The organism is Alkalihalobacillus sp. AL-G, from assembly GCF_030643805.1.
Classification (GTDB): Bacteria; Bacillota; Bacilli; order Bacillales; family Fictibacillaceae; genus Pseudalkalibacillus.
Genome location: NZ_CP094656.1, coordinates 786,477 through 806,495 on the forward strand (window position 1 = coordinate 786,477; position 20,019 = coordinate 806,495).

At 41.4% G+C, this 20,019-nt stretch carries 19 protein-coding genes; 11 read left to right on the plus strand and 8 right to left on the minus strand.

The window, feature by feature from the left end:
- Positions 1-114 precede the first annotated feature (114 nt).
- Positions 115-486: a YtxH domain-containing protein gene (locus tag MOJ78_RS04045; protein ID WP_304979932.1), complete on the minus strand. Its 372-nt coding sequence runs from the start codon at positions 484-486 to the stop codon at positions 115-117.
- A 227-nt stretch (positions 487-713) separates the two neighbouring features.
- Between MOJ78_RS04045 and MOJ78_RS04050 the strand changes: the two genes are divergently transcribed.
- The gene (locus MOJ78_RS04050; protein ID WP_304979933.1) at positions 714-911 is read left to right on the plus strand and encodes a hypothetical protein; all 198 of its coding nucleotides are present in this window, start codon (positions 714-716) and stop codon (positions 909-911) included.
- Between the two features lie 143 nt (positions 912-1,054).
- A complete protein-coding gene (locus MOJ78_RS04055; RefSeq protein WP_304979934.1) occupies positions 1,055-1,483 on the plus strand; it encodes a YkvA family protein in 429 nt (142 codons plus the stop codon).
- A 170-nt stretch (positions 1,484-1,653) separates the two neighbouring features.
- Here MOJ78_RS04055 and MOJ78_RS04060 read toward each other — a convergent pair whose 3' ends face one another.
- Both MOJ78_RS04060 and serC read right to left on the minus strand, forming a co-directional pair.
- Positions 1,654-2,211 (minus strand): tryptophan transporter, encoded by a 558-nt coding sequence (locus MOJ78_RS04060; protein WP_304979935.1) that lies wholly within the window; start codon positions 2,209-2,211, stop codon positions 1,654-1,656.
- 118 nt (positions 2,212-2,329) lie between these two features.
- On the minus strand, positions 2,330-3,427 hold the full coding sequence (serC, locus tag MOJ78_RS04065; RefSeq protein WP_304979936.1) for a 3-phosphoserine/phosphohydroxythreonine transaminase: 1,098 nt from the start codon (positions 3,425-3,427) through the stop codon (positions 2,330-2,332).
- Between the two features lie 109 nt (positions 3,428-3,536).
- Between serC and MOJ78_RS04070 the strand changes: the two genes are divergently transcribed.
- Positions 3,537-4,475: a hypothetical protein gene (locus MOJ78_RS04070; RefSeq protein WP_304979937.1), complete on the plus strand. Its 939-nt coding sequence runs from the start codon at positions 3,537-3,539 to the stop codon at positions 4,473-4,475.
- A gap of 109 nt (positions 4,476-4,584) precedes the next feature.
- On the opposite strand, the gene MOJ78_RS04075 is transcribed toward MOJ78_RS04070, so the two are convergent.
- Both MOJ78_RS04075 and MOJ78_RS04080 read right to left on the minus strand, forming a co-directional pair.
- A complete protein-coding gene (locus tag MOJ78_RS04075) occupies positions 4,585-5,007 on the minus strand; it encodes an HIT family protein (protein WP_304979938.1) in 423 nt (140 codons plus the stop codon).
- Positions 5,008-5,241: 234 nt separating this feature from the next.
- The gene (locus MOJ78_RS04080; protein ID WP_304979939.1) at positions 5,242-5,382 is read right to left on the minus strand and encodes a hypothetical protein; all 141 of its coding nucleotides are present in this window, start codon (positions 5,380-5,382) and stop codon (positions 5,242-5,244) included.
- 61 nt (positions 5,383-5,443) lie between these two features.
- Between MOJ78_RS04080 and MOJ78_RS04085 the strand changes: the two genes are divergently transcribed.
- From MOJ78_RS04085 to MOJ78_RS04095, 3 genes are read left to right on the plus strand one after another with little or no spacing between them, the layout of a single operon-like run.
- Positions 5,444-6,181: an ABC transporter ATP-binding protein gene (locus MOJ78_RS04085; protein ID WP_304979940.1), complete on the plus strand. Its 738-nt coding sequence runs from the start codon at positions 5,444-5,446 to the stop codon at positions 6,179-6,181.
- A gap of 3 nt (positions 6,182-6,184) precedes the next feature.
- The gene (locus MOJ78_RS04090; protein ID WP_304979941.1) at positions 6,185-7,408 is read left to right on the plus strand and encodes an ABC transporter permease; all 1,224 of its coding nucleotides are present in this window, start codon (positions 6,185-6,187) and stop codon (positions 7,406-7,408) included.
- Positions 7,409-7,438: 30 nt separating this feature from the next.
- Positions 7,439-8,179 carry an EcsC family protein gene (locus MOJ78_RS04095; protein ID WP_304979942.1) on the plus strand — a complete coding sequence of 247 codons (741 nt, stop codon included), beginning with the start codon at positions 7,439-7,441 and terminating at the stop codon, positions 8,177-8,179.
- A 583-nt stretch (positions 8,180-8,762) separates the two neighbouring features.
- On the opposite strand, the gene MOJ78_RS04100 is transcribed toward MOJ78_RS04095, so the two are convergent.
- Together MOJ78_RS04100 and MOJ78_RS04105 are read right to left on the minus strand one after the other, a co-directional pair.
- Positions 8,763-9,197 carry a ferritin-like domain-containing protein gene (locus MOJ78_RS04100; RefSeq protein WP_304979943.1) on the minus strand — a complete coding sequence of 145 codons (435 nt, stop codon included), beginning with the start codon at positions 9,195-9,197 and terminating at the stop codon, positions 8,763-8,765.
- Positions 9,198-9,416: 219 nt separating this feature from the next.
- Positions 9,417-10,316, minus strand: coding sequence for a diacylglycerol/lipid kinase family protein (locus tag MOJ78_RS04105; protein ID WP_304979944.1), 900 nt, complete (start codon positions 10,314-10,316; stop codon positions 9,417-9,419).
- A 325-nt stretch (positions 10,317-10,641) separates the two neighbouring features.
- Between MOJ78_RS04105 and MOJ78_RS04110 the strand changes: the two genes are divergently transcribed.
- Positions 10,642-12,780, plus strand: coding sequence for a transglycosylase domain-containing protein (locus MOJ78_RS04110; protein WP_370529763.1), 2,139 nt, complete (start codon positions 10,642-10,644; stop codon positions 12,778-12,780).
- A gap of 148 nt (positions 12,781-12,928) precedes the next feature.
- Positions 12,929-14,950 (plus strand): methyl-accepting chemotaxis protein, encoded by a 2,022-nt coding sequence (locus MOJ78_RS04115; RefSeq protein WP_304979946.1) that lies wholly within the window; start codon positions 12,929-12,931, stop codon positions 14,948-14,950.
- Between the two features lie 195 nt (positions 14,951-15,145).
- Here the strand turns inward: MOJ78_RS04115 and MOJ78_RS04120 are convergent, their stop codons facing one another.
- On the minus strand, positions 15,146-15,796 hold the full coding sequence (locus tag MOJ78_RS04120; protein ID WP_304979947.1) for a hypothetical protein: 651 nt from the start codon (positions 15,794-15,796) through the stop codon (positions 15,146-15,148).
- 515 nt (positions 15,797-16,311) lie between these two features.
- On the opposite strand from MOJ78_RS04120, the gene hemE reads away from it, so the two are divergent.
- The 3 genes from hemE to hemY are packed head-to-tail and all read left to right on the plus strand — an operon-like array spanning position 16,312 to position 19,688.
- Positions 16,312-17,343 carry a uroporphyrinogen decarboxylase gene (gene hemE, locus MOJ78_RS04125; RefSeq protein WP_304979948.1) on the plus strand — a complete coding sequence of 344 codons (1,032 nt, stop codon included), beginning with the start codon at positions 16,312-16,314 and terminating at the stop codon, positions 17,341-17,343.
- Between the two features lie 12 nt (positions 17,344-17,355).
- Entirely contained in the window at positions 17,356-18,300 is a 945-nt protein-coding gene (hemH, locus tag MOJ78_RS04130) for a ferrochelatase (RefSeq protein WP_304979949.1), read from the plus strand.
- Positions 18,297-19,688 (plus strand): protoporphyrinogen oxidase, encoded by a 1,392-nt coding sequence (gene hemY / locus MOJ78_RS04135; RefSeq protein ID WP_304979950.1) that lies wholly within the window; start codon positions 18,297-18,299, stop codon positions 19,686-19,688. Before hemH ends, hemY begins: the two co-directional genes overlap by 4 nt.
- The last annotated feature ends 331 nt before the right edge of the window (positions 19,689-20,019 follow it).

Here is a 20,019-nt window from a genome sequence, read left to right on the forward strand (position 1 = left end):
CAAAGTAAATTCCTATTATAGAAAAGGGTTCTATTGTTTTACGACAAATCCTGCAAAATAAGAAATTTAAAAGGGTCGACCAACGAGGCCGACCCTAAATCCGTTTTCAATGCATTATTTTTTTTCAGGTGTTTTTACTTCTTCCTGGAGTTCAGTTACTGTACCATTGATCGTCTCAACATCTGTTTTGATGTTTTCGATGTTTGGTTCAATATCCTTTCTCCAGGTTTGAATATCCTCCTTCAAGTCTGTTGCCACTTCCTTAAAGGCTTCAACACCTTCTTTAGAAACCTGGACAATTTGTTCCTTTAAGCTGATTCCTTCTTGCCTTACATCAAGCAATGATTGTCTCAGCTTATTCGTTGAATCCTTTAAATCAACGCGGAGCTCTTTGCCTGATTTCGGTGTTGACAATAGTGTTACAGCTGCAGTAATCACACTTCCGACCGCAAAACCGATCAGTACAGATTTTTGTTCTTTTTTCATGTAAATTTCTCCCTTCTTCCTCTATCTTACCTGACAGACTGCCCTTGAGGGGGCTCCGTCCAAATAAGATAAGTATGTAGTTAATCAATTCGTGAATCCTTGCTTAAAACCTTTAGAAATCGTTCGACCATTTGTACAAATCTTTCCCACTAATTCGACAAAGTTAAACACCGCTCGGGGAATATTTAATTCTCATCGCTCATAGTATGAGGTAGGGAGGGATGCGTATGATCTATGGGATTATTGTACTTGCTATAGTTGGACTATTACTTGTTTATTTCATGCTTCGGATGTATTTAGCTACAAAACGATACTCATTTCGTAATGTTGAAGTTCATAAAAAACAAAGTGCCGGTCGCGTTCTTGGTGTACTTGGCAGTCTTTGCTTATTAATTGGGATTTTACTATTCGTAATCAATTACTAAAAAGTAGTATATCCTAAAAATTTGCTAGTCATGTAATGGCCTCCTGTATTGAATTTCTTGGCTTGTCCACCTTATTGGATTAAGATAGAGTAAAATGTGGAAAATAAGGTATATAAGCAATTGATTATAAGGAGGCGGCGTCTATGTGGAGGAAAATAAAGCTCTTTTTTTATTTTAAAAAAATGGTCCAACGCGCACGTACGTTAATTCGAAATCGGGAAGAAACCGGTGAAATGGTCCGTAACGTACGTGCAAAGCTCAATAAAAAAGATATTCGCGATTCCATGAGTGGATTTTTGGACAGGATTCAAGCTCTTATACGTTTGGTTGATCAATACCGTCTAGGGAATTATCGCGACATTTCTAAAAAGTCGGCTGTCCTCGTTGTGGCGGGTTTGTTATATTTCCTCAGTCCAATCGATGCTATCCCGGATATTTTAGTTGGAATCGGGTTAATAGACGATTTAGCTATAATCACGTATATCTGGAAAACACTAGATAAGGAAGTTAAACACTTTCTTGAATGGGAAAAGGAGACCAAGCAGAAGGAAGGCGAAGGCTCACAGGCATGATCAAAAGGATGTAAAAATAGGTTTACCAAATAGAACCTAACGAAAATGCAGGTGACTAAAGCAGGTCAAACAACTGATTACACGTGTGGGACTGTTTAAAGTACGTACTATAAGAACCTTAAAAAAGGTTGATTCAGCTTTTACACTGAATCAACCTTTTGTATGTTAGTTTAGAGTTGCACTTTTTGCTTTTCGGCAACGTTTGAACGTTTTAAAATAGATTGAGCAATTGGGTACAAGATCGCCATAACAATTGTGTTCAACGCAGCGGTTGGTAATACGACAGTGAGGAACAATGCAGTAAATGTTAATGGTAAACCTACAATAATTGCTGCTGACAATAGAAATAACGTTCCGCTCAGTATCGTTCCGACTGCAGCCAAGATAGCCGCGTATACGACATTGCCCTGAAACCTTCTCAAAGCAAGAAAAAGTCCCAATACGATAAATGCTGTAATCGGCTTATCAATCAAGTTAGCAATTTGTCCTCCAGGAAAATTCGTTGTCAATGCTGATATGACACCTGTCGCAAGAGCTGTAACTGCAACGGTCTTCTTCTCAGGGAAAAGAAAAATCGCCAGAAACATCATCGACAGTAGCATGTCAGGCTTCATACCTCCCAGGATTCCCGGGATGACAGCGTGTAATACGAAACCAACTGCTAACAAAACCCCAATCAATGCTAATTGAAATGCCTTCATACTAATCCTCTCCTCTTCTCGTCTCATCTCGTCGACTCCAATGGTGCGCTATCGCCCATTGCAAGAATAACGGATGAGAACATTTTAACAGGAATAGAGTAGTTTCACAACATATATTTGCCTAAATTACCCTTTAGCATGGGCACTAGGACCCTTTTTGAGCCCTTTTAAAATTTTTCATGAAGGTGGACAACTTCTCGCATGACTCCACGGTGACCCCATTGTATAAAGATACGCGGCATCCACCGATTGAACGGTGCCCTGGCAAACCAACAAATCCACAATCGGTGGCTTTTTTCAGAAATTGCTCAGAAAGTGCAGATGTAGGAAGGCGAAATGTGACATTCATTTTTGATCGACTATTTAGCGCAGAGTGTCCAATATAAAACCCGTCACTTCCATCAATCGTCCGATAAAGGGTGGAGGACTTATGCTTTGCTCTTTTCACCATTTCAGGCATTCCACCCTGAGTCTCGATCCACTCAAGCATTAAAGAAAGGAGGTAGATATTAAAGGTTGGCGGTGTGTTATGCAGCGAGTTTTTTTCAGCATGAACGTTGTAATCCATCATTGAAGGAATGTCAACCTTTTGATCATGTAGCCATTCTTTATCAATGATGACGACTGTGACCCCTGCTGGTCCAAGATTTTTCTGCGCACCAGCATACACAAGTGCAAATTTATCCCAAGGAATTTTACGCGTTCCGATCTCACTCGACATATCAGCTATGACTACTTTTGATGGGAGCTGCTCAAATGCTTGCCACTGAGTACCGTAAATCGTGTTGTTCGAAGTGATGTGTACGTAACCTTCTCCATTCTTCAATTCTGGAAAAGAGTCTTCGAGCATCGCTGGAATCGAGGAAAAATGTTCTGATTCGCTGCTCGCAAGCTCGACGGCATGACCGATTTTTTTCGCTTCGTTAAAAGCCTTTTTAGCCCATGAGCCTGTCGTAACGTAATAGCCAGTTCGGTTCCCATATAAAAAGTTGAGCGGAACCATCGAGAACTGTAAACTTGCTCCGCCCTGAAGCAAAAGAATCTCGTGGCTTTCAGGAATATCAAGCAATCGGCGTAGTGAATCAATGGCCTTATGATGAATCTCCTCATAGTGACTGCTTCGATGGCTCATTTCCAAAACAGACAACCCGCTATTTTGATAGTTTACGAGTTCCTCTTGAGCGCGCAGGAGGACCTTCTTTGGAAGTGCAGATGGTCCAGGGTTGAAATTGAACAGTTCCATTTGTGATCACCTCCTTTTACTTTAAATTAGATTTTCATACATGCACTCTAGAAAGACGTCTGAAAATTCATTATAATAAAGCTTACATCATGAAGGGGGAAATCAAAACATGTATAGAGAAAATAAGCCGATTGATGTAAGTCCTTATGACCACCCTGATATTTATCCTGGACCGAGGCCCAGTTCATCTTTTATCTATTACGAAGGAAAGGCCCATCGGATTATCGAGCAAAAGGGGGTTGCAACTGAAGAACTGATCGTTGAATACTCAGATTCTTCATCGTTACTCGGATCGTTTGCAGAACATTCCAACCATAGACGATCGATTGGTGAGTTTTTGCACGATGAGGAGCTCCTTCCGATAGAAGAAAGGGTTCCGCTCGTCGCATACGGATCGAATGTGTGTCTAGCTCAGCTGCGTTATAAATTTAATTTGAATAAAGGGTTGAATGATTTTGTTCTTTGCCTGCGTGGAGCAATGCTGGATTCGGATATCGTATATGGATCTTTTTTAGCACCATATGGATCATTACCTGCGATTATTGCCCCTGTAAAAGAAGCCGTTACCGAAATTTGGGTAACGTTTGTCGATCCTGAGCAGCTCGAGCATATGAACCGGACCGAAGGGGGCTACGTGCTAAGAGAACACAAGGATGAAAAAATCATCACAGCGAATAGCGAATGGTTTAGCCGTGTCTATGCCTACTATTATCCCCATGCCCTTGAGCTGGATGATCAATGGTTTCGTTTTCGTGATATAAAAGGGAAATCCAGATTAACAGCGAGCTGGCAGGCGGATATGCTAGATAAGATGAAACAGAAATTTAGATTTTCTGGAACACGGGAAGAGTTTATCCATCAGTTGCGTTGGAATACATCGTTTTATAGAGAGATGCAGCAGTGGCTGAAGCAGTTTGATTGTAAATTCGAACATCCAGATTGGGTGGAGCCTGAATTTGTGAAAACGTGCGGTGAGATTAAACGGTCACTTCTAACGAATAAATCCGTGCCAGTAAAAGAGTACTTATCAATTTACTCGAATGTATGAGTGAAGTGAAGGGAATTTAACCATAGTAAACTAGTTCGGCGGCGGCAGCCTCCTCGGTGAGCTTAAAGTGTCTATTATGCCACCGAGGGCGCGTACGCTTTCTACTTTGTTATGAAAGCTGTTTTGAAATTTCGTCTGCGATTTTTTGCAAATCGTCAGAGGAATAGTCTTCATGGTGAGATTCCCAGATTGCTCCGAATCCGTCACCTTTGCCGTAGCGAGGTAGAATATGTACGTGGTAATGGAAAACGGCCTGGCCGGCTGGTTCTTCGTTGTTGTTTAACAGATTCAATCCGATCGGTTGAAATGCATCCTTAATGGAATTTGCCAGCATAGGAACAACGGAATAAACGTGCCCTGCAACCTGTGAAGGTAAGTCATAAATATTTTTATGATGTTCCTTTGGGATTACGAGTGTATGACCTTTCGTAACTTGACTTAAATCGAGAAATGCTAATACATGCTCATCTTCATATACCTTTGCAGCAGGTAGGTCACCGTTTATGATTTTACAAAAAATACAATCTTCCATTCTTTCACACACCTTTCACTTATTTTCAAATGAAGTGATACTTTGAGGCTAATCTTTATTATCATCATTGTAGCATAGGGTATAAATAAGTTGAAAAATGAAAATGGGGCTGACGGTTATGCCAGCCCCGGAGAGGTCAGAGAAGAAAAGAGAAATATGAGATAATGAACAATGGCTTGGGAAAGTGGTCATTGTTTGATGGAGACGTCGATTGACGCAGCTTACAGTACAGCATCACGCCGTATGTAAATCTCCATGGAAGTTGGAATACACAACAGCATCTCTTTCTCTTTTCTTTTTTGAAGAAGGGGGGATACCTTCTTCACTTTTATCATTTCCATTATTGACCAAATCCATACGAACAATAAACGACAAAACGTGTAAACTCCAAAGATTTTGTTAAAATAGAGAACAAACGAAAGAAAAGAGGTCTAAAATGAAGAATGTACTTGAGGTCAATGGCCTTTCAGGTGGCTACAGTCTGCAACAGCCTGTATTGCACGGAATAAATTTCCAAGTGAATGAAAGTGAAATTGTAGGCCTGATCGGTTTAAATGGTGCTGGTAAAAGTACGACGATAAAACATGTACTTGGACTCATGGAACCGATATCGGGATCGATCCATGTCAACGGGAAAACGCTGATGGAAGCCCCAGATGCATACCGGTCTCAAATCGCATACATACCTGAAACACCCGTATTATATGAGGAGCTTACACTCTGGGAGCACCTTGAACTGACAGCAATGGCGTATCAAATAAGTGATGACGATTTTCATAAACGAGTCAATCCGCTGTTAAAAGAATTCCATATGGAAAACAAAACGAAGTGGTTTCCGAATCAATTTTCAAAAGGGATGCGTCAAAAGGTGATGATCATGTGCGCCTTCCTGATCCAGCCTTCCCTGTTCGTTGTCGATGAACCATTCGTAGGCCTCGACCCGCTTGCTATCCAATCACTGCTCGATCTTTTTGTACAGGTGAAGGAACAGGGGACAGGCATCTTGCTTTCAACCCATATTTTATCGACTGCAGAACGGTATTGTGATCGGTTTGTCATTTTACATGAAGGTCGAATTCTTGAGGTAGGTACCCTCCAGGAAATTCAAAGTAAAATGAATATGCCGAATGCTGCTCTCGACGAAATTTATGTGAAAATCACAAGGGGAGTATAGAGAATGGACCTTACTTCACTATGGAAAGAACGTGCAAATGACTATTGGAAGATGGCAACTCGATATTTACGATACATAGGAAACAGCGGTTTTTTGTTTTCGGTTTATGCGTTGTTTATTCTCGGTACCTATTATTATAGTGTATTGATTCGAGCTCTTCCTGAACACTTCCCTGCAGTAGAACTGATCACAGTGATCATATGGATTTTTGTGATAAGGGGAAGCATCCGGACGTTCATCAAAGCGCCTGATTCAATCTTTTTGTTACCGACAGAACAAAGGTTGAATACGTATTTTCAACGCTCGATTTTGTACTCGTTCATTATGCAATCCTTTGTGATCGTCCTGATATTTTCCGCTTTAGGCCCGCTTTATTTTGCCCAGATTTCAGATAAGCTGTCGGTATATCTTGCCAGTCTTACCCTCGTAATTTTGGTTAAAGGATGGAACTTGCTTTCAAAATGGGAAGAACTTCGACTACCGAATAGCCGGTTCAAACAGCTTTCACCGTTTGTTCGCAGTACGATCAGTCTGTTCATTTTATACACGATATTGGATCAACGCTGGCTGTTGACGTCAGGTTTGATTGTTATTATTTGTATGCTTTATCTTCTCGTGTATCGCAAATTTGCCAACGAACATCCGCTTAAATGGATGAAATTGATCGATCAAGAATCAGACTCCCTGATGTTTTTTTACCGTATCGCAAATATGTTCATTGAGGTACCGAGTGTCAGCAGAAAGGTTAAAGAGAGAAGATGGGCGTATGGTGCAATTCATTTTTTAACAGGGAAACGAAAAGATGTTCATGCATATATGTACACGAGGGCGTTTGTTCGATCCAATGACTATTTTGGAATTTATGTCCGCCTTACATTGATTGGCGCATTGCTTGTTTACTTTTTACCTGAAGGAATTCTGATGTGGGCATTTGGGATATTATTCATTTACATGACGGCACTCCAACTGACGACACTTTGGCCGCATTTTGATGCAAAAGTATGGACGGATCTTTATCCACTGTCGAAAAGTGCTCGCTTTCAAGCATTTCAAAAACTTCTTACTCGAGTTCTAGTTGTACAGACTTTGATCTATATGGTTGCAAGTTATCTCAATCACGAATCCTTCATACAATCACTCATCGTTTTGATTTTAGGATTACTAGTCGTATTTATCTTTGTGAAAGCTAGGCTCCCAAAGCAGTTAAGCAAGCGATTCATTTTTTAATGAGTAAATGCGAAGAGACGGGGGAAGGCAATGAGTTCTTATGAGACGAAGGTTATTCAAGAATTAACCGAGTGGGAGAAGGAGATGTTAAAACGCTCGAACTTATATAAGCGAACCGCAAAACGAGTTCAGGAGCGAATTAATAAGGTGATACCGGATCGTATCCAGGAGATGATTACGAAAAGCATTCGTCAAATGATTCAAGCCACGCTTGCAGGGTCAGAATTTACGACCAGAAGATTGCCGGTCTATGGAATGTCTTTAGAGGATAGAGATCAGCTATTGGCAGAAAAGCAAAAAACGTTCAGAAAAACAGCGATGGCAGAAGGTGCTGGCACGGGTGCTGGGGGCATTTTACTTGGTTTAGCTGATTTTCCGTTACTGCTTGCCATAAAGATGAGGTTCCTTTTTGAAGCAGCAAGAATTTATGGATACGATACGAAAAATTATGCGGAGCGGATTTATCTGTTACATGTGTTTCTATTAGCCTTTTCTGATGATGAGGTAAGGAAGGAAACCTTTTTGACACTAAAAGAATGGGATACTTATGCTGCTCGTTTTGGAGAATCAATCAATGAGGAGTGGGACTGGGAGAGGTTCCAAATGACGTACAGAGACCACATAGATCTGATTAAAATGATGCAAATGGTACCAGGTCTCGGTGCAATTGTCGGAGCTTATGCCAACTATCACTTCCTAGACGATCTCGGTGATACAGCAAAAAACTGCTTCCGACTTCGGCATTTACAGGAAGAGAATAAGATGATTTAGGAAGAGGGTGACTCGTATTGAGCCACCCTCTAGGCTGTCGAGAAACTGTGCGCTTTTTCAATTAGTATAAGAAAAATGGGCATGATCGGTTGCGTTTTTTACAGTGATTAGGAGGATGTGCGCTGAATAGGACGTAATCGGATATGGTATTTACATTAATTAGGAGGATGCGCGCTTAATAGGCCGTAATCGGATATAGGATTAACAGTAATTAGGAGAATGCGCGCCGAATACGACGTAATCGGATATGGTATTTACATTAATTAGGAGAATACGCGCTGAATAGGCCGTAATCGGATATAGGATTAACAGTAATTAGGAGAATGCGCGCCGAATACGACGTAATCGGATATGGCATTTACAATAATTAGGAGGATGTGCTCTGAATAGGACGTAATCCGATATAGGATTAACAATAATTAGGAGGATGCGCACTGAATAGGCCGTAATCGGATATAGGATTAACAATAATTAGGAGAATGCGCGCCGAATATGAAAACAAGGGGTTTCTTTACATGAGAAGAGGGTGACTCGTATTGAGCCACCCTCTATTTATATTAAAAGGGGGTTTCATGTTTTTTCACTATGATAAGCGTGGGTCGCTTAGCAAGCGATCCATTTCTTCCATATGATGTGTTTCATCTGCAATTAAATCTTCTAATTTTACAACAAGCTCAGTCATTTTCAGATTAGAAGCTTGTTCTTTTCTTTGTTCATAACGATCAATTGTAGCTTTTTCAGATTTACGTGCCTCCTCAAGCATTTCCCGCACGTCTGTAATTTGTTTCACTTCAGCTGGTGTCGTTGTAGGAATACCGCCAAGCGTACTGATTTTTTCAGATAAATATAATGCGTGACCTTGTTCATCAGCAATCTCATCCTGGAAGAAAGGCTTTAAGACCTGCCGATACAGCCCTGATACGACTGCAGCATTGTACGTATACATGATCACTGCGGAATACTCATTGGCAAGGTCTTCGTTTAATCCGTCAATAAGTTCTTGTCGTTCTTGATCCATTGTTCCATCATCCTTTCTGATAAATAGTGTTCTGATGACCCATAATTAATGTACCCGTTCAATTTTAATAATAAACATAAACGAATCGTTAGCCGGCATGTCAATCTGAAGTTTAACTGATCGATTATCGGGTTAATGACAAACAGATACCCCTATTGAGCTTGGCATACAAGCAACAAAGAGCAACAGCACACGCAAAAGGTTTACGGACAAATTGGATTAGTTAATCGGATAATCGCCGACAGCGACGTGAATGTGTCCTGGCAGTACAGAAATTGTTGAAGGTGTTCGGAAAACACGCTCGCCGTCACAATCAATCGTCCGTTGAGGAAATGCTTTTATTGAAACCTCTTCCGTTTGAAAGTAGAGGATACCCTCTTTGTTCGGTACATCGTTCATTACCTTAGCCCGAAGTATATCCCAGAATGAATGCAGCTGTTTGGACTCAACGACGAGAACCTCCAACTTACCGTCCTCAATATCAGATCCAGGGAAAAAGGCGCGGATTCCCCCTGTGAAGGGACCATTTCCGATAAGTACCATAGCCGCTTCCCCTTCATAAGCGCATTCCTTCGACTCAAGCTGAAGACGAAATGACTCTTCTTCATTCACAGTTTGAAAAGCACTTAAATAATATGAGAGTCGTCCAAAGCTTTCTTTTATTTTAGGATCGATATTCGTTGATACTTCTGTAATCAGACCAATCCCCCAGAAATTCAAGAAGTACTGGTATACACATTTCCCTACATCAATCTTACGGAACTGCTGTTTGCAAATTTGCTCGACAGCAATTAATGGGCTCTGAGAAATACCGAGAGCTCTTGAAAAGTCGTTACATGTTCCCCCAGGGATGATCCCAAGAGCAGGCCTTTTTTCCATAGGAGCCAGTGCATTGATCAATTCATAAATCGTACCGTCACCACCGGCACCTATGATAAGGTCGACATCATTAGCTACATTTTCAAGTCTGCGCGCTACATCCCCTTGTTCACGGGATTCATAAACATTGACCTGAAGGAAATGGTGCTCCAATGTTAAAAGAATCTGTTCCATTTGTTTGTGGAGTTTATTTTTTCCAGCTTGCGGATTTACTATGATTTCGACGCGTTCAATGCTCATATTCATCCCCATTTCGTATAAGACATCCCTGATGATTTGAAAATCAATTCGAAGCAATTATATTGTACAATCAAAACATAGGGCTTGCTGGTGAAAACAGACCCTGCTAGACCTTCAATTATATTTCGATTTTCATGTACTTTTTCATAGGAAGCTTATCGTCGCCTTCCGTTTTGAGGGTAACTACGCCTATTATTAGCTAAATGGGAATTATTCATGATTTACCCAAATTCGAGTCATACTAAACGAAATAAATAAGTGGAAAAAGACGTAAAGATTGGTTATCGTAGGATAGGATTTCATCATGGTAAGGAGTGGTTGCGTTGTGGTGAAGCGAACAACGCGTTTGGCAATTTGGGTTTTAGTCCTAATTGCTTTTTCATTACTTGGTTATTTAGGAATTGTTTTTGCAGGAAACTATGTTATTGATGAAAAAGACCTCGTGATGAGCTCTGCATCGAAACTTGTAAATGAAAACGGGGATGTCATTACGAAGTTGTATGCGCAAAACCGTGAACTTGTGGAAATTGAAGATATTCCAGAACATGTGCAACAGGCATTTATTGCAATAGAAGATAGACGGTTCTATGACCATTCCGGTATTGATTTTCAAGCCATCTTACGTGCGCTTTATAAGGATATTTTAGCGGGAAGCAAGGTTGAAGGGGGGAGCACGATCACCCAACAACTTGCCAAGAATATTTTCCTATCGAATGATAAAACGTGGTTAAGGAAGACGAAGGAAGTAATCATCGCAATAAATCTAGAGCGGAAATATACAAAAAAAGAAATCCTGGAGATGTATTTGAATCAAATTTATTTCGGACATGGTGCATACGGAATTCAGTCTGCCTCAAAATTACTTTTTGGAAAAGAAGTAAGCGAACTGACACTAGAAGAAGGGGCACTGATCGCGGGTCTGCCGAAAGCCCCGAACGGGTACTCTCCGATAGACCATCCTGAAAAAAGCAAAAAGCGAAGAGACTTAGTCCTTTCATTAATGGGGGAGCTCGATTTTATTACGGCAGAACAAGCGGTGAGGGCACAAGGGAAAACCATTTCTCTTGATGTACACAGGTTAGAGAAGAATCCAGCTTATTTAACATATATCGATATGGTTCTTGACGAGGCGAAGGAACGATTCTCCCTTTCGACTATGGAAGTGTTGAAGGGCGGTTATAAAATTGTCGTCCCGATGAACCCAACTGCACAAGAGGCTTCCTACAAAGCTTTTCAGAACGATACGTATTTTAAAGGTAGTGATAAAACGGTTTCTCCTCAAGGGGCTTTCGTCTTGATGGATCCTAATAACGGTGGTGTACTTGCTGTCCAGGGTGGAAGAGACTACGTTCGACGTGGGTTTAATCGGGTAAATGCGAAACGGCAGCCTGGTTCCACGTTCAAGCCCCTAGCTGTCTATGGCCCTGCATTAGAAATGAAGAAATGGGATCCATACTCATTATTGAAGGATGAGCATCTTGACTATAATGGCTACAATCCTGAAAACTATGATGGGAACTATCAAGGTACTGTATCTATGTATAATGCCATTGTAGATTCGATAAATGCTCCTGCTGTATGGCTTTTAAATGAGATTGGTATGACACGATCACTGGACTATTTGAAAAAACTAGGGATGAACATTGAGGAGAGGCAGTTGGGGGTTGCATTAGGAGGCTTGGATGAGGGTGTATCCCCATTGCAGATTACGAGTGCGTTTTCTACATTTGCAAACAATGGATACCGTGTCGAACCTTATTTTATTGAAGCGATTTATGACCGGGATGGAAAGATGATTGGGGAGACGGACCCGAAAAAGGAGAAGGTCTTTTCAAGGCAAACGGCTTGGTATATGACAAAAATGCTACGATCTGTCATTACAGAAGGTACGGGAAGGAAAGGCAGCGTCCAAACTGAACTGGCAGGGAAGACAGGAACGACCACATTTGAACAGGTGGAGGGTGCGAACAAAGACCTCTGGTTTGCGGGGTATACTTCTGACGCAGTAGGGGCGGTTTGGATCGGGTACGATCGTACGACGAAACAGAGGTATATGAGGGGGACAAGCTCAGATCCCACCGTGATGTTTAAGGAGATCCTGAATGCCATTCCCGAACAGCATAATCTAGCCTTTCAAAAGCCAAAAGGGGTTAAGGAGCTCGAACCACCGATTAAATTGGTCGAGATAAACGACTTGTATGCTCGGTTCACATTTGGGCGTTTCGGAGTACCTGGTGTGGAGTTGGCTTGGACCCCATCTGAGGACGAACGGCTGATGTACAAGATCTATATGCAAACAGAAAACGGAAGCGTAAAGATCGATACAGTTATCGGGAAAGGTCGGTATATGGTCGTAACTCCAAAACTGTTTACCTTTCCTGAATTTTACGTTGTTCCATTCAATCCACTTATAAAAAAGAACGGAGAACCATCAAATCGTGTTTCAAGTTCGTTATTTGAATGAAACCAAAGCTGGCTTTCGGGTAAAGTCAGCTTTATTCATGATTTGAATATCTTTTTACAATTAGATGAAAAAAGTCGTATTAACATATGTCAAACTATGACGATAAATAGAGGGACAACTTGTTTTTGCATGAATGAGGGGGAGGAAAATGTTCAAAAAGCTTCAAAGTAAACTTATGCTCGTGATGGCACTTATTTTATCAGTATCACTATTTCTTGTCGCATTGCTTACCTATCAACAGGTAAACGATACGATTGAGGGGAATGTCGAAGTACAAACACAATCGATGGTGGATCAAATGTCCAACCATATTTCTCTTTATCTGGAAAACATAGAACAAACGATGAAGAGGTACAGTCGTGATGAACGGGTCATTACACATATGAAAACAGCCAATGCAGGTGATTCAATTAAGACAACCTGGGCTATCGTTGATCGGGACTTTTCTCATTATTTGGAACTGAATCAAAATGTTGCTCTTTTATATACCGCTAGTGTTTCAAAACAAATGGATACATCACCGGTGATCGAGCTACCAGAAGACTATGATCCAACAACACGTCCATGGTATAAAAGTGCAATTGAAAATAAGGCAGAAGTAATTTGGACAAAGCCATATGAAGATGCGGCTTCGGGTGAATACGTTTTGACTGCAGCGAAAACAGTACTAGATCCTAACACGGATGAGGTACTTGGGGTTGTGGCTATGGATATCAGCTTAAATAATCTTGCAACTGTTGTATCCAGTACACCTGTACAATTTGGCGGGTACGCATTCTTATTAGATCAGTCGGGAATGGCGTTAGTTCATCCAACACTTAAGGGTGAACAGCTTGTTGAAAAGCACGAATATGCTAAAAAGATGTATGAATCCGGATCTACAGATGGAAAAGTCGATTACTCAGAAAAGGATGAGGACCGCCTAATCTATTACAATACGATTGAGAAGACTGGATGGAAAATCGGTACTTCTTTCCCAAAACAAGCATTATCGAAAGAAGCTGGAGACATTCGGAATAGCATCTTGCTCATAGCCTTCATCATCATCATTATTGCGATCGCAGTCAGTTATTTTATTGCAAGAGGGATTACAAGGCCAGTTCAGGAGCTGAGAGATCAGGTCAATAAGGTTGCTTCCGGTGATTTGACTGTCACCGTTCAAAGCAAGAGTAACGATGAAATCGGTGAGTTGACCAATCATTTTAATGTAATGGTCAATAAAATGCGGAACTTGATTGAGTCGGTTCAATCGTCCTCATACCGTGTAACTGAATCCGCAGAGAACATGAGTGCGGTTGCTGAAGAAACGATCGCTTCAAGTGAGGAAGTCGCTCGGGCTGTATCCGATATTGCGCGCGGCTCCACACAGCAGGCATCGGATGCTGAAACGACACATCTACGTGCTGTCAATCTATCAGAAGAAATTGAAAAGGTTAATCAGCAAACCCTTGCCATGAAAGAACGGTCGAAGGAAGCAGAGACCACCAACCAAAAAGGGATGGAACAGGTTACCACATTACGTTCTAAAAATAATGAATCCAATAAGGTATTATCTTCGGTTGAGAATGTGATATCCGACCTCAATGAAAAGATCAAGGAAGTTGAGGAAGTCATTTTAACCATTAATGAAATATCTGAAAAAACGAATTTACTCGCGTTGAATGCTGGAATTGAGGCTGCACGAGCAGGTGAAAGCGGCAAAGGATTCGCTGTCGTTGCGAATGAAGTTCGTAAGCTTGCCGAGCAATCATCCGTTGCAACAGAACGCGTAAAAGGGATTCTTAAAGGAATTGAAAATGAATCCAAGCGGGTCGGCATTGAAATGGATCACACGAAAGTGATCTCGGGTGAACAGAATGAAGCAGTGGAAGATACAGAGAAAGCGTTCATCATGTTAGGTGAGTCTATGAAAGAAATTGTCACCTTTATCGATTCAATCGGTTCTGATGTTGAAAAAATGAATGACCATAAAGAGGCAGTAATGGAGTCCATTCAAAACATTTCTGCAGTAGCACAGCAAGCGGCAGCATCTTCGGAAGAAGTGAGCGCATCAACTGATGAGCAGCAAAACGCACTGGAAACAGTCGGTGAAACAGCCGAAGCACTAAGTGATGCAAGCGAACAGCTGATCGAATTGATCAAGCAGTTTACAGTGGTAGAAAAAGAGTAACAATATGATTGAAAAAGTGGCCTGATTCGTTCGATGGAGTGCTATCGGATGGTTTCAGGCCATTTTATGTGCAAAAAATAATGAAATCATCGGAATTTCTGTAAAATCAATGAAATTCCATCATGAATACTCTACTTATTAAATAATGAGGAATTATCACATTTCGGATACGGTCCCACTAATTACTGATAGTCCTTAGCGTCGTTCCTCATTTCGCGTGATCAAATACTTTTCAACTAAATACAAGCCGAGCATCAGAATAATAAGGCCATTACCGATAAATTGAAAAACGAGCTGATACGCGGGATCAAACTGATACATAATTAATACGGTCAAATAGAACAATAGGAACGGTAGTATCAATAACATTCTCAATCTCTTTGAATCCATGTTGATAAAATGGCAAACTCGATCGATTGAAAGAATGACAACTGCCCAGTAAAACAGGGAGTAAGATAAGTTAATAGAACCTCCCGTTTGATGAATGACGATTGTTGTGAAAATAAGGTGGACTCCTAGTAACGTTAAAATGATCATGAAGTAAATGCACGTATACAAAATCATCCGCAGCATAAACAAATTCGGGAGCTGCTCAAATAGGTTTCGATCCTTTTGCCGTAATTGAAGCTTATTATAAACGAACATAAAGACGATCGTTCCGCCGATAATGCTAAAAATAAAGGACGATTCAAGGTCATGCATATAAAGACTTGCAATGTTATCGATTGTTATAGACGAAAAGAATAATCGCTTGATAAAGACGAGTAAATAAACAAGACCATAGCCGATAAAAAAGATTGCACCAGTCTTGTACCATAGTGTTTCGCGTGTTTCTTGTTTTTGCATACATCTCTCTCCCTACATACTGGAGTTCAAGTGGTTGTTCATAAAGTCCGGGGGCTAACAAAGCTGCAGTACCTTTTATGCGGTTTTGCCCCAAGTAACTAAGGGCGCAGGATGTTAGCCGGGTCGACATTATCAGAGGACGTTCCCAATTTAGTCGAACTCCCATTTTGAACACACACTTTAAAAGTAAACTCCGCCCTCAATCCTTCGAGCCCACTTAGTAAAATATGGGCATAAACTTTGTGGCGTTCAAAGTATACCCTACCGTAAATACATTCAAACACACTCTCGGGGCCTTTAGAATTACGACTAATTTATGACAGTTGATAGGCTATCGTATACATTTTTTTGCGTGACTAGTATAGTGAATATGGATATTATACTTGGACTATGAGCCGCATCTACTATGAAGGATCGGTGAAGTATCTTCTCAACATATGACAACACTGATTTTTTCTTTTACAATGATGTGAGGCTATATATTTATTGAACGTTCAGATGAAAGGTGATTACGAATGACAAAACCATTTAACGACCAATTCCTACGTGCTTGCCGTGGTGAAGAGGTTACTCACGTTCCAGTTTGGTATATGAGACAGGCGGGACGATCACAGCCTGAGTACCGAAAATTAAAAGAAAAATATTCCTTGTTCGACATTACACATCGTCCGGAGATTTGCGCAGATGTAACAAGGTTGCCAGTTGAACAATATGATGTTGATGCAGCGATCCTATATAAAGATATTATGACTCCACTTCCAGCGATCGGCGTGGATGTCGAAATCAAATCAGGGATTGGTCCGGTCATCGATAATCCAATCCGTTCTAAAGCAGATGTAGAACGTTTAGGCGAAATTGACCCCGAACAAGATGTTCCATATGTATTGGATACGATTAAACTGTTGCGGGAGCAGCTTTCCGTACCGCTCATCAGTTTCGCAGGGGCTCCTTTTACACTAGCAAGCTATATGATAGAGGGCGGTCCATCAAAGAATTATTATAAAACGAAGGCGTTCATGTATTCTGAGCCTGAATCCTGGTTCTTACTCATGGACAAGCTAGGTGATACTACGATTCGCTATGTTAAATCACAAATAAAAGCCGGTGCTCAGGCGATCCAAATTTTCGATTCGTGGGTCGGTACTTTAAACGTTGCGGATTACCGGACATTCATTAAGCCGGTTATGGAACGGATTTTTACAGAGTTGAAGGAAGAAAACGTTCCGCTCATTACATTCGGTGTTGGAGCAAGCCATCTTGCTAATGAATGGAATGAACTACCGGTTGATGTCGTCGGTCTCGACTGGAGATTGCCGATAAGAGAAGCAAGATCATTAGGAATCAATAAAACAGTTCAAGGGAACCTTGAGCCGGCACTTCTCCTAGCACCATGGAACGTAATCGAAGAACGGACAAAGGAAATCCTTGACCGAGGAATGGAATCATCAAAATTCATTTTCAACCTTGGACATGGTGTTTTTCCTGATGTAAACCCAGATACATTAAAGCGTTTAACTGCGTTTGTCCACGAATATTCGTCGAAATAAGGGGTGATGAAATTGGCAAAACGAAAAGTTGGGATTTTGGTGATGGCTTACGGGACACCGAGAAGTCCTGAAGAAATTCAACCATATTATACACATATACGTCGGGGAAGAAAGCCGGCACCAGAGGATTTGCAGGATTTAACGGATCGATATGAAGCTATTGGCGGCGTTTCACCACTTGCTAAAATCACCGCTGATCAGACACAAAAGCTTGAAGAGGCGATGAATGAGCTTTATGATGACATCGAATTCAAAGCGTACCTCGGACTAAAGCATATTGATCCATATGTCGAGGATGCTGTCCGTCAAATGAATAAGGATGGTATAAAGGAAGCAATCAGCATCGTTCTTGCCCCTCATTATTCAACATTCTCAGTAAAATCTTACAATGGACGTGCGATCGAAGAGGCGGAGAAGCTGGGGGGACCAGAAATCACACCGGTTGACAGCTGGTATAGTGAACCAGGATACATTTCCTATTGGGCAAAACGGATTAAAGAAACGTTTGGCAGAATTCCTGAATCAGAGCATGATAAAACGGTGGTCATCTTTTCAGCGCATAGCTTACCTCAAAAGATCATTCAAATGGGAGACCCTTACCCGGATCAATTACAAGAAACAGCAGATTTGATTGCGGAGGAAGCAGGTATCAACCATTATACGATTGGTTGGCAGAGCGCCGGAAATACACCGGATCCATGGATTGGACCGGATGTTCAGGATTTGACACAGGATTTATTTGAACAGGACGGATATCAGCATTTCATATATTGCCCAGTCGGTTTCGTGGCTGAGCACCTTGAGGTTTTATATGACAACGATTATGAATGTAAAGTCGTTACCGATCGTTTAGGTGCACACTATTATCGTCCCGAAATGCCGAATGCTAAACCGGAATTCATCGACTGCCTCGCTCGAGTGGTTTCGAAAAAGTTTGAAGGCCGTGACCAATCATGAAAAGGATCGTCATTGTGGGTGGAGGGATCACAGGTCTTTCCGCCGCTTTTTATTTGCAAAAAGAAATCAACGAAAAGAAGATGGAAGCGAGTGTCACATTAGTAGAGTCAGGAAATCGTCTTGGTGGTAAAATCCAGACGATCAAACAGGATGGATTTGTAATTGAACGCGGACCCGATTCTTTTTTGGCAAGGAAAAAAAGTATGAGCAATCTGATTGAAGAAGCTGGGCTTGCGGATGAACTTGTTCATAATCAAACGGGACAAGCCTATATTCTTCATGATACGAAGCTTCATCCTATTCCTGAAGGCGCTGTAATGGGGATTCCGACTGAAGTGAGCCCATTTGTGAAAAGTGGCTTGTTTTCGTTAAAAGGAAAGGCTCGGGCTGGATTCGATCTTTTTTTACCTTCAAAAAAAGTTGTTGGTGATCAAGCGGTCGGTACCTTTTTCCGCAGAAGATTAGGCGATGAGGTCGTCGACCATCTCATTGAACCTCTTTTATCCGGCATTTATGCAGGGAACATTGATCAGCTCAGCTTACAATCTACGTTTCCACAGTTTCAACAAGTAGAAGAACAGCATCGTAGTCTAATTCTCGGTATGAAGTCCAACCGTCCAAAGAAACAGCCGAAGTCGTCGAAAGGTGTGTTTCTTACATTGAAAAGTGGGTTGACGTCACTGGTCGAAGCATTGGAAAAGAAATTAACTGTTGACGTGGAAATACGTAAGAACCAAAAAGTAACCTCATTTGAGAAAAGTAATGAGACTTATAAAGTTCGATTAGACAATGGGGACGTGCTTGATGCCGATCAAGTGATCTTTACAATTCCAGCCTTGAAAGCTGCTCCATTGTTTGTTGCGGATATTCAGAAACACCTCGAAGAAGCACCGGCGACTTCTGTGGCAACGATTGCGATGGCATTCCCTGAATCTGCAGTACCCAATGACCTGAACGGAACCGGTTTTGTCGTATCTAGAAAATCTCCCTATACGATTACAGCATGCACTTGGACGAATAAAAAATGGCCACATACAACACCTGAAGGGTATGTACTATTACGATGCTATGTTGGAAAAGCTGAGGACCAGTCGATTGTGGATGAAAGTGATGAGACAATCCTTAAGGCAGTCCTCGATGATTTGAAGGAAACCATGAATATCCAGGTACGACCGGAGTTTTACTATGTATCAAGATGGAAGCAGGCGATGCCTCAGTATCTAGTCGGACATAAAAGTAAGAGAGATCTCCTAGAGAAGAAGTTAGGTGAAAAGTTTCCAGGTATTCACTTAGTAGGTGCTTCCTTTGATGGTATCGGATTACCCGATTGCGTACAATCAGGAGAAAAAGCGGCGAATAAAGTGATTGAAAAAATTAAAGCAATGTAGGTGGATACAAAAGGGACTGCTCATAAGGGGGATTTACACCTTCCTTCGACCAGTCCTTTTGTTGTGGAAACATGAGAGGCATTTTGGTGATTTCGCTGGAATCCAGGACCTCCGCGTCAAACAATAGGATATTCGCGTGAAACACAGCATTTCCGCGTCACTCGATAGATAATGTGCTCCACAAGTTATCATCCACCGAGCAAATTTGAAGTAAGCACGCGTGCAATAGAGATTCTTCTCGTCTAACCCAAAAACATCTTGAAGGTTAATCAGATTCGCATTTTTGAAACGGCACACTGTTTTCAGAATGACGAAATATGTCGAACGATGG

Excerpts from the sequence above, each read along its gene's own strand:
- MOJ78_RS04095 (WP_304979942.1), top strand. The coding sequence starts at position 7,439 with ATGAGTTCTTATGAGACGAAGGTTATTCAAGAATTAACCGAGTGGGAG.
- MOJ78_RS04055 (WP_304979934.1), top strand. The coding sequence starts at position 1,055 with ATGTGGAGGAAAATAAAGCTCTTTTTTTATTTTAAAAAAATGGTCCAA.
- MOJ78_RS04060 (WP_304979935.1), bottom strand. The coding sequence starts at position 2,211 with ATGAGACGAGAAGAGGAGAGGATTAGTATGAAGGCATTTCAATTAGCA.
- MOJ78_RS04100 (WP_304979943.1), bottom strand. The coding sequence starts at position 9,197 with ATGGATCAAGAACGACAAGAACTTATTGACGGATTAAACGAAGACCTT.
- serC (WP_304979936.1), bottom strand. The coding sequence starts at position 3,427 with ATGGAACTGTTCAATTTCAACCCTGGACCATCTGCACTTCCAAAGAAG.
- MOJ78_RS04050 (WP_304979933.1), top strand. The coding sequence starts at position 714 with ATGATCTATGGGATTATTGTACTTGCTATAGTTGGACTATTACTTGTT.
- MOJ78_RS04090 (WP_304979941.1), top strand. The coding sequence starts at position 6,185 with ATGGACCTTACTTCACTATGGAAAGAACGTGCAAATGACTATTGGAAG.
- MOJ78_RS04105 (WP_304979944.1), bottom strand. The coding sequence starts at position 10,316 with ATGAGCATTGAACGCGTCGAAATCATAGTAAATCCGCAAGCTGGAAAA.
- MOJ78_RS04070 (WP_304979937.1), top strand. The coding sequence starts at position 3,537 with ATGTATAGAGAAAATAAGCCGATTGATGTAAGTCCTTATGACCACCCT.
- MOJ78_RS04120 (WP_304979947.1), bottom strand. The coding sequence starts at position 15,796 with ATGCAAAAACAAGAAACACGCGAAACACTATGGTACAAGACTGGTGCA.
- MOJ78_RS04085 (WP_304979940.1), top strand. The coding sequence starts at position 5,444 with ATGAAGAATGTACTTGAGGTCAATGGCCTTTCAGGTGGCTACAGTCTG.
- MOJ78_RS04115 (WP_304979946.1), top strand. The coding sequence starts at position 12,929 with ATGTTCAAAAAGCTTCAAAGTAAACTTATGCTCGTGATGGCACTTATT.
- MOJ78_RS04045 (WP_304979932.1), bottom strand. The coding sequence starts at position 486 with ATGAAAAAAGAACAAAAATCTGTACTGATCGGTTTTGCGGTCGGAAGT.
- hemE (WP_304979948.1), top strand. The coding sequence starts at position 16,312 with ATGACAAAACCATTTAACGACCAATTCCTACGTGCTTGCCGTGGTGAA.
- hemY (WP_304979950.1), top strand. The coding sequence starts at position 18,297 with ATGAAAAGGATCGTCATTGTGGGTGGAGGGATCACAGGTCTTTCCGCC.
- MOJ78_RS04075 (WP_304979938.1), bottom strand. The coding sequence starts at position 5,007 with ATGGAAGATTGTATTTTTTGTAAAATCATAAACGGTGACCTACCTGCT.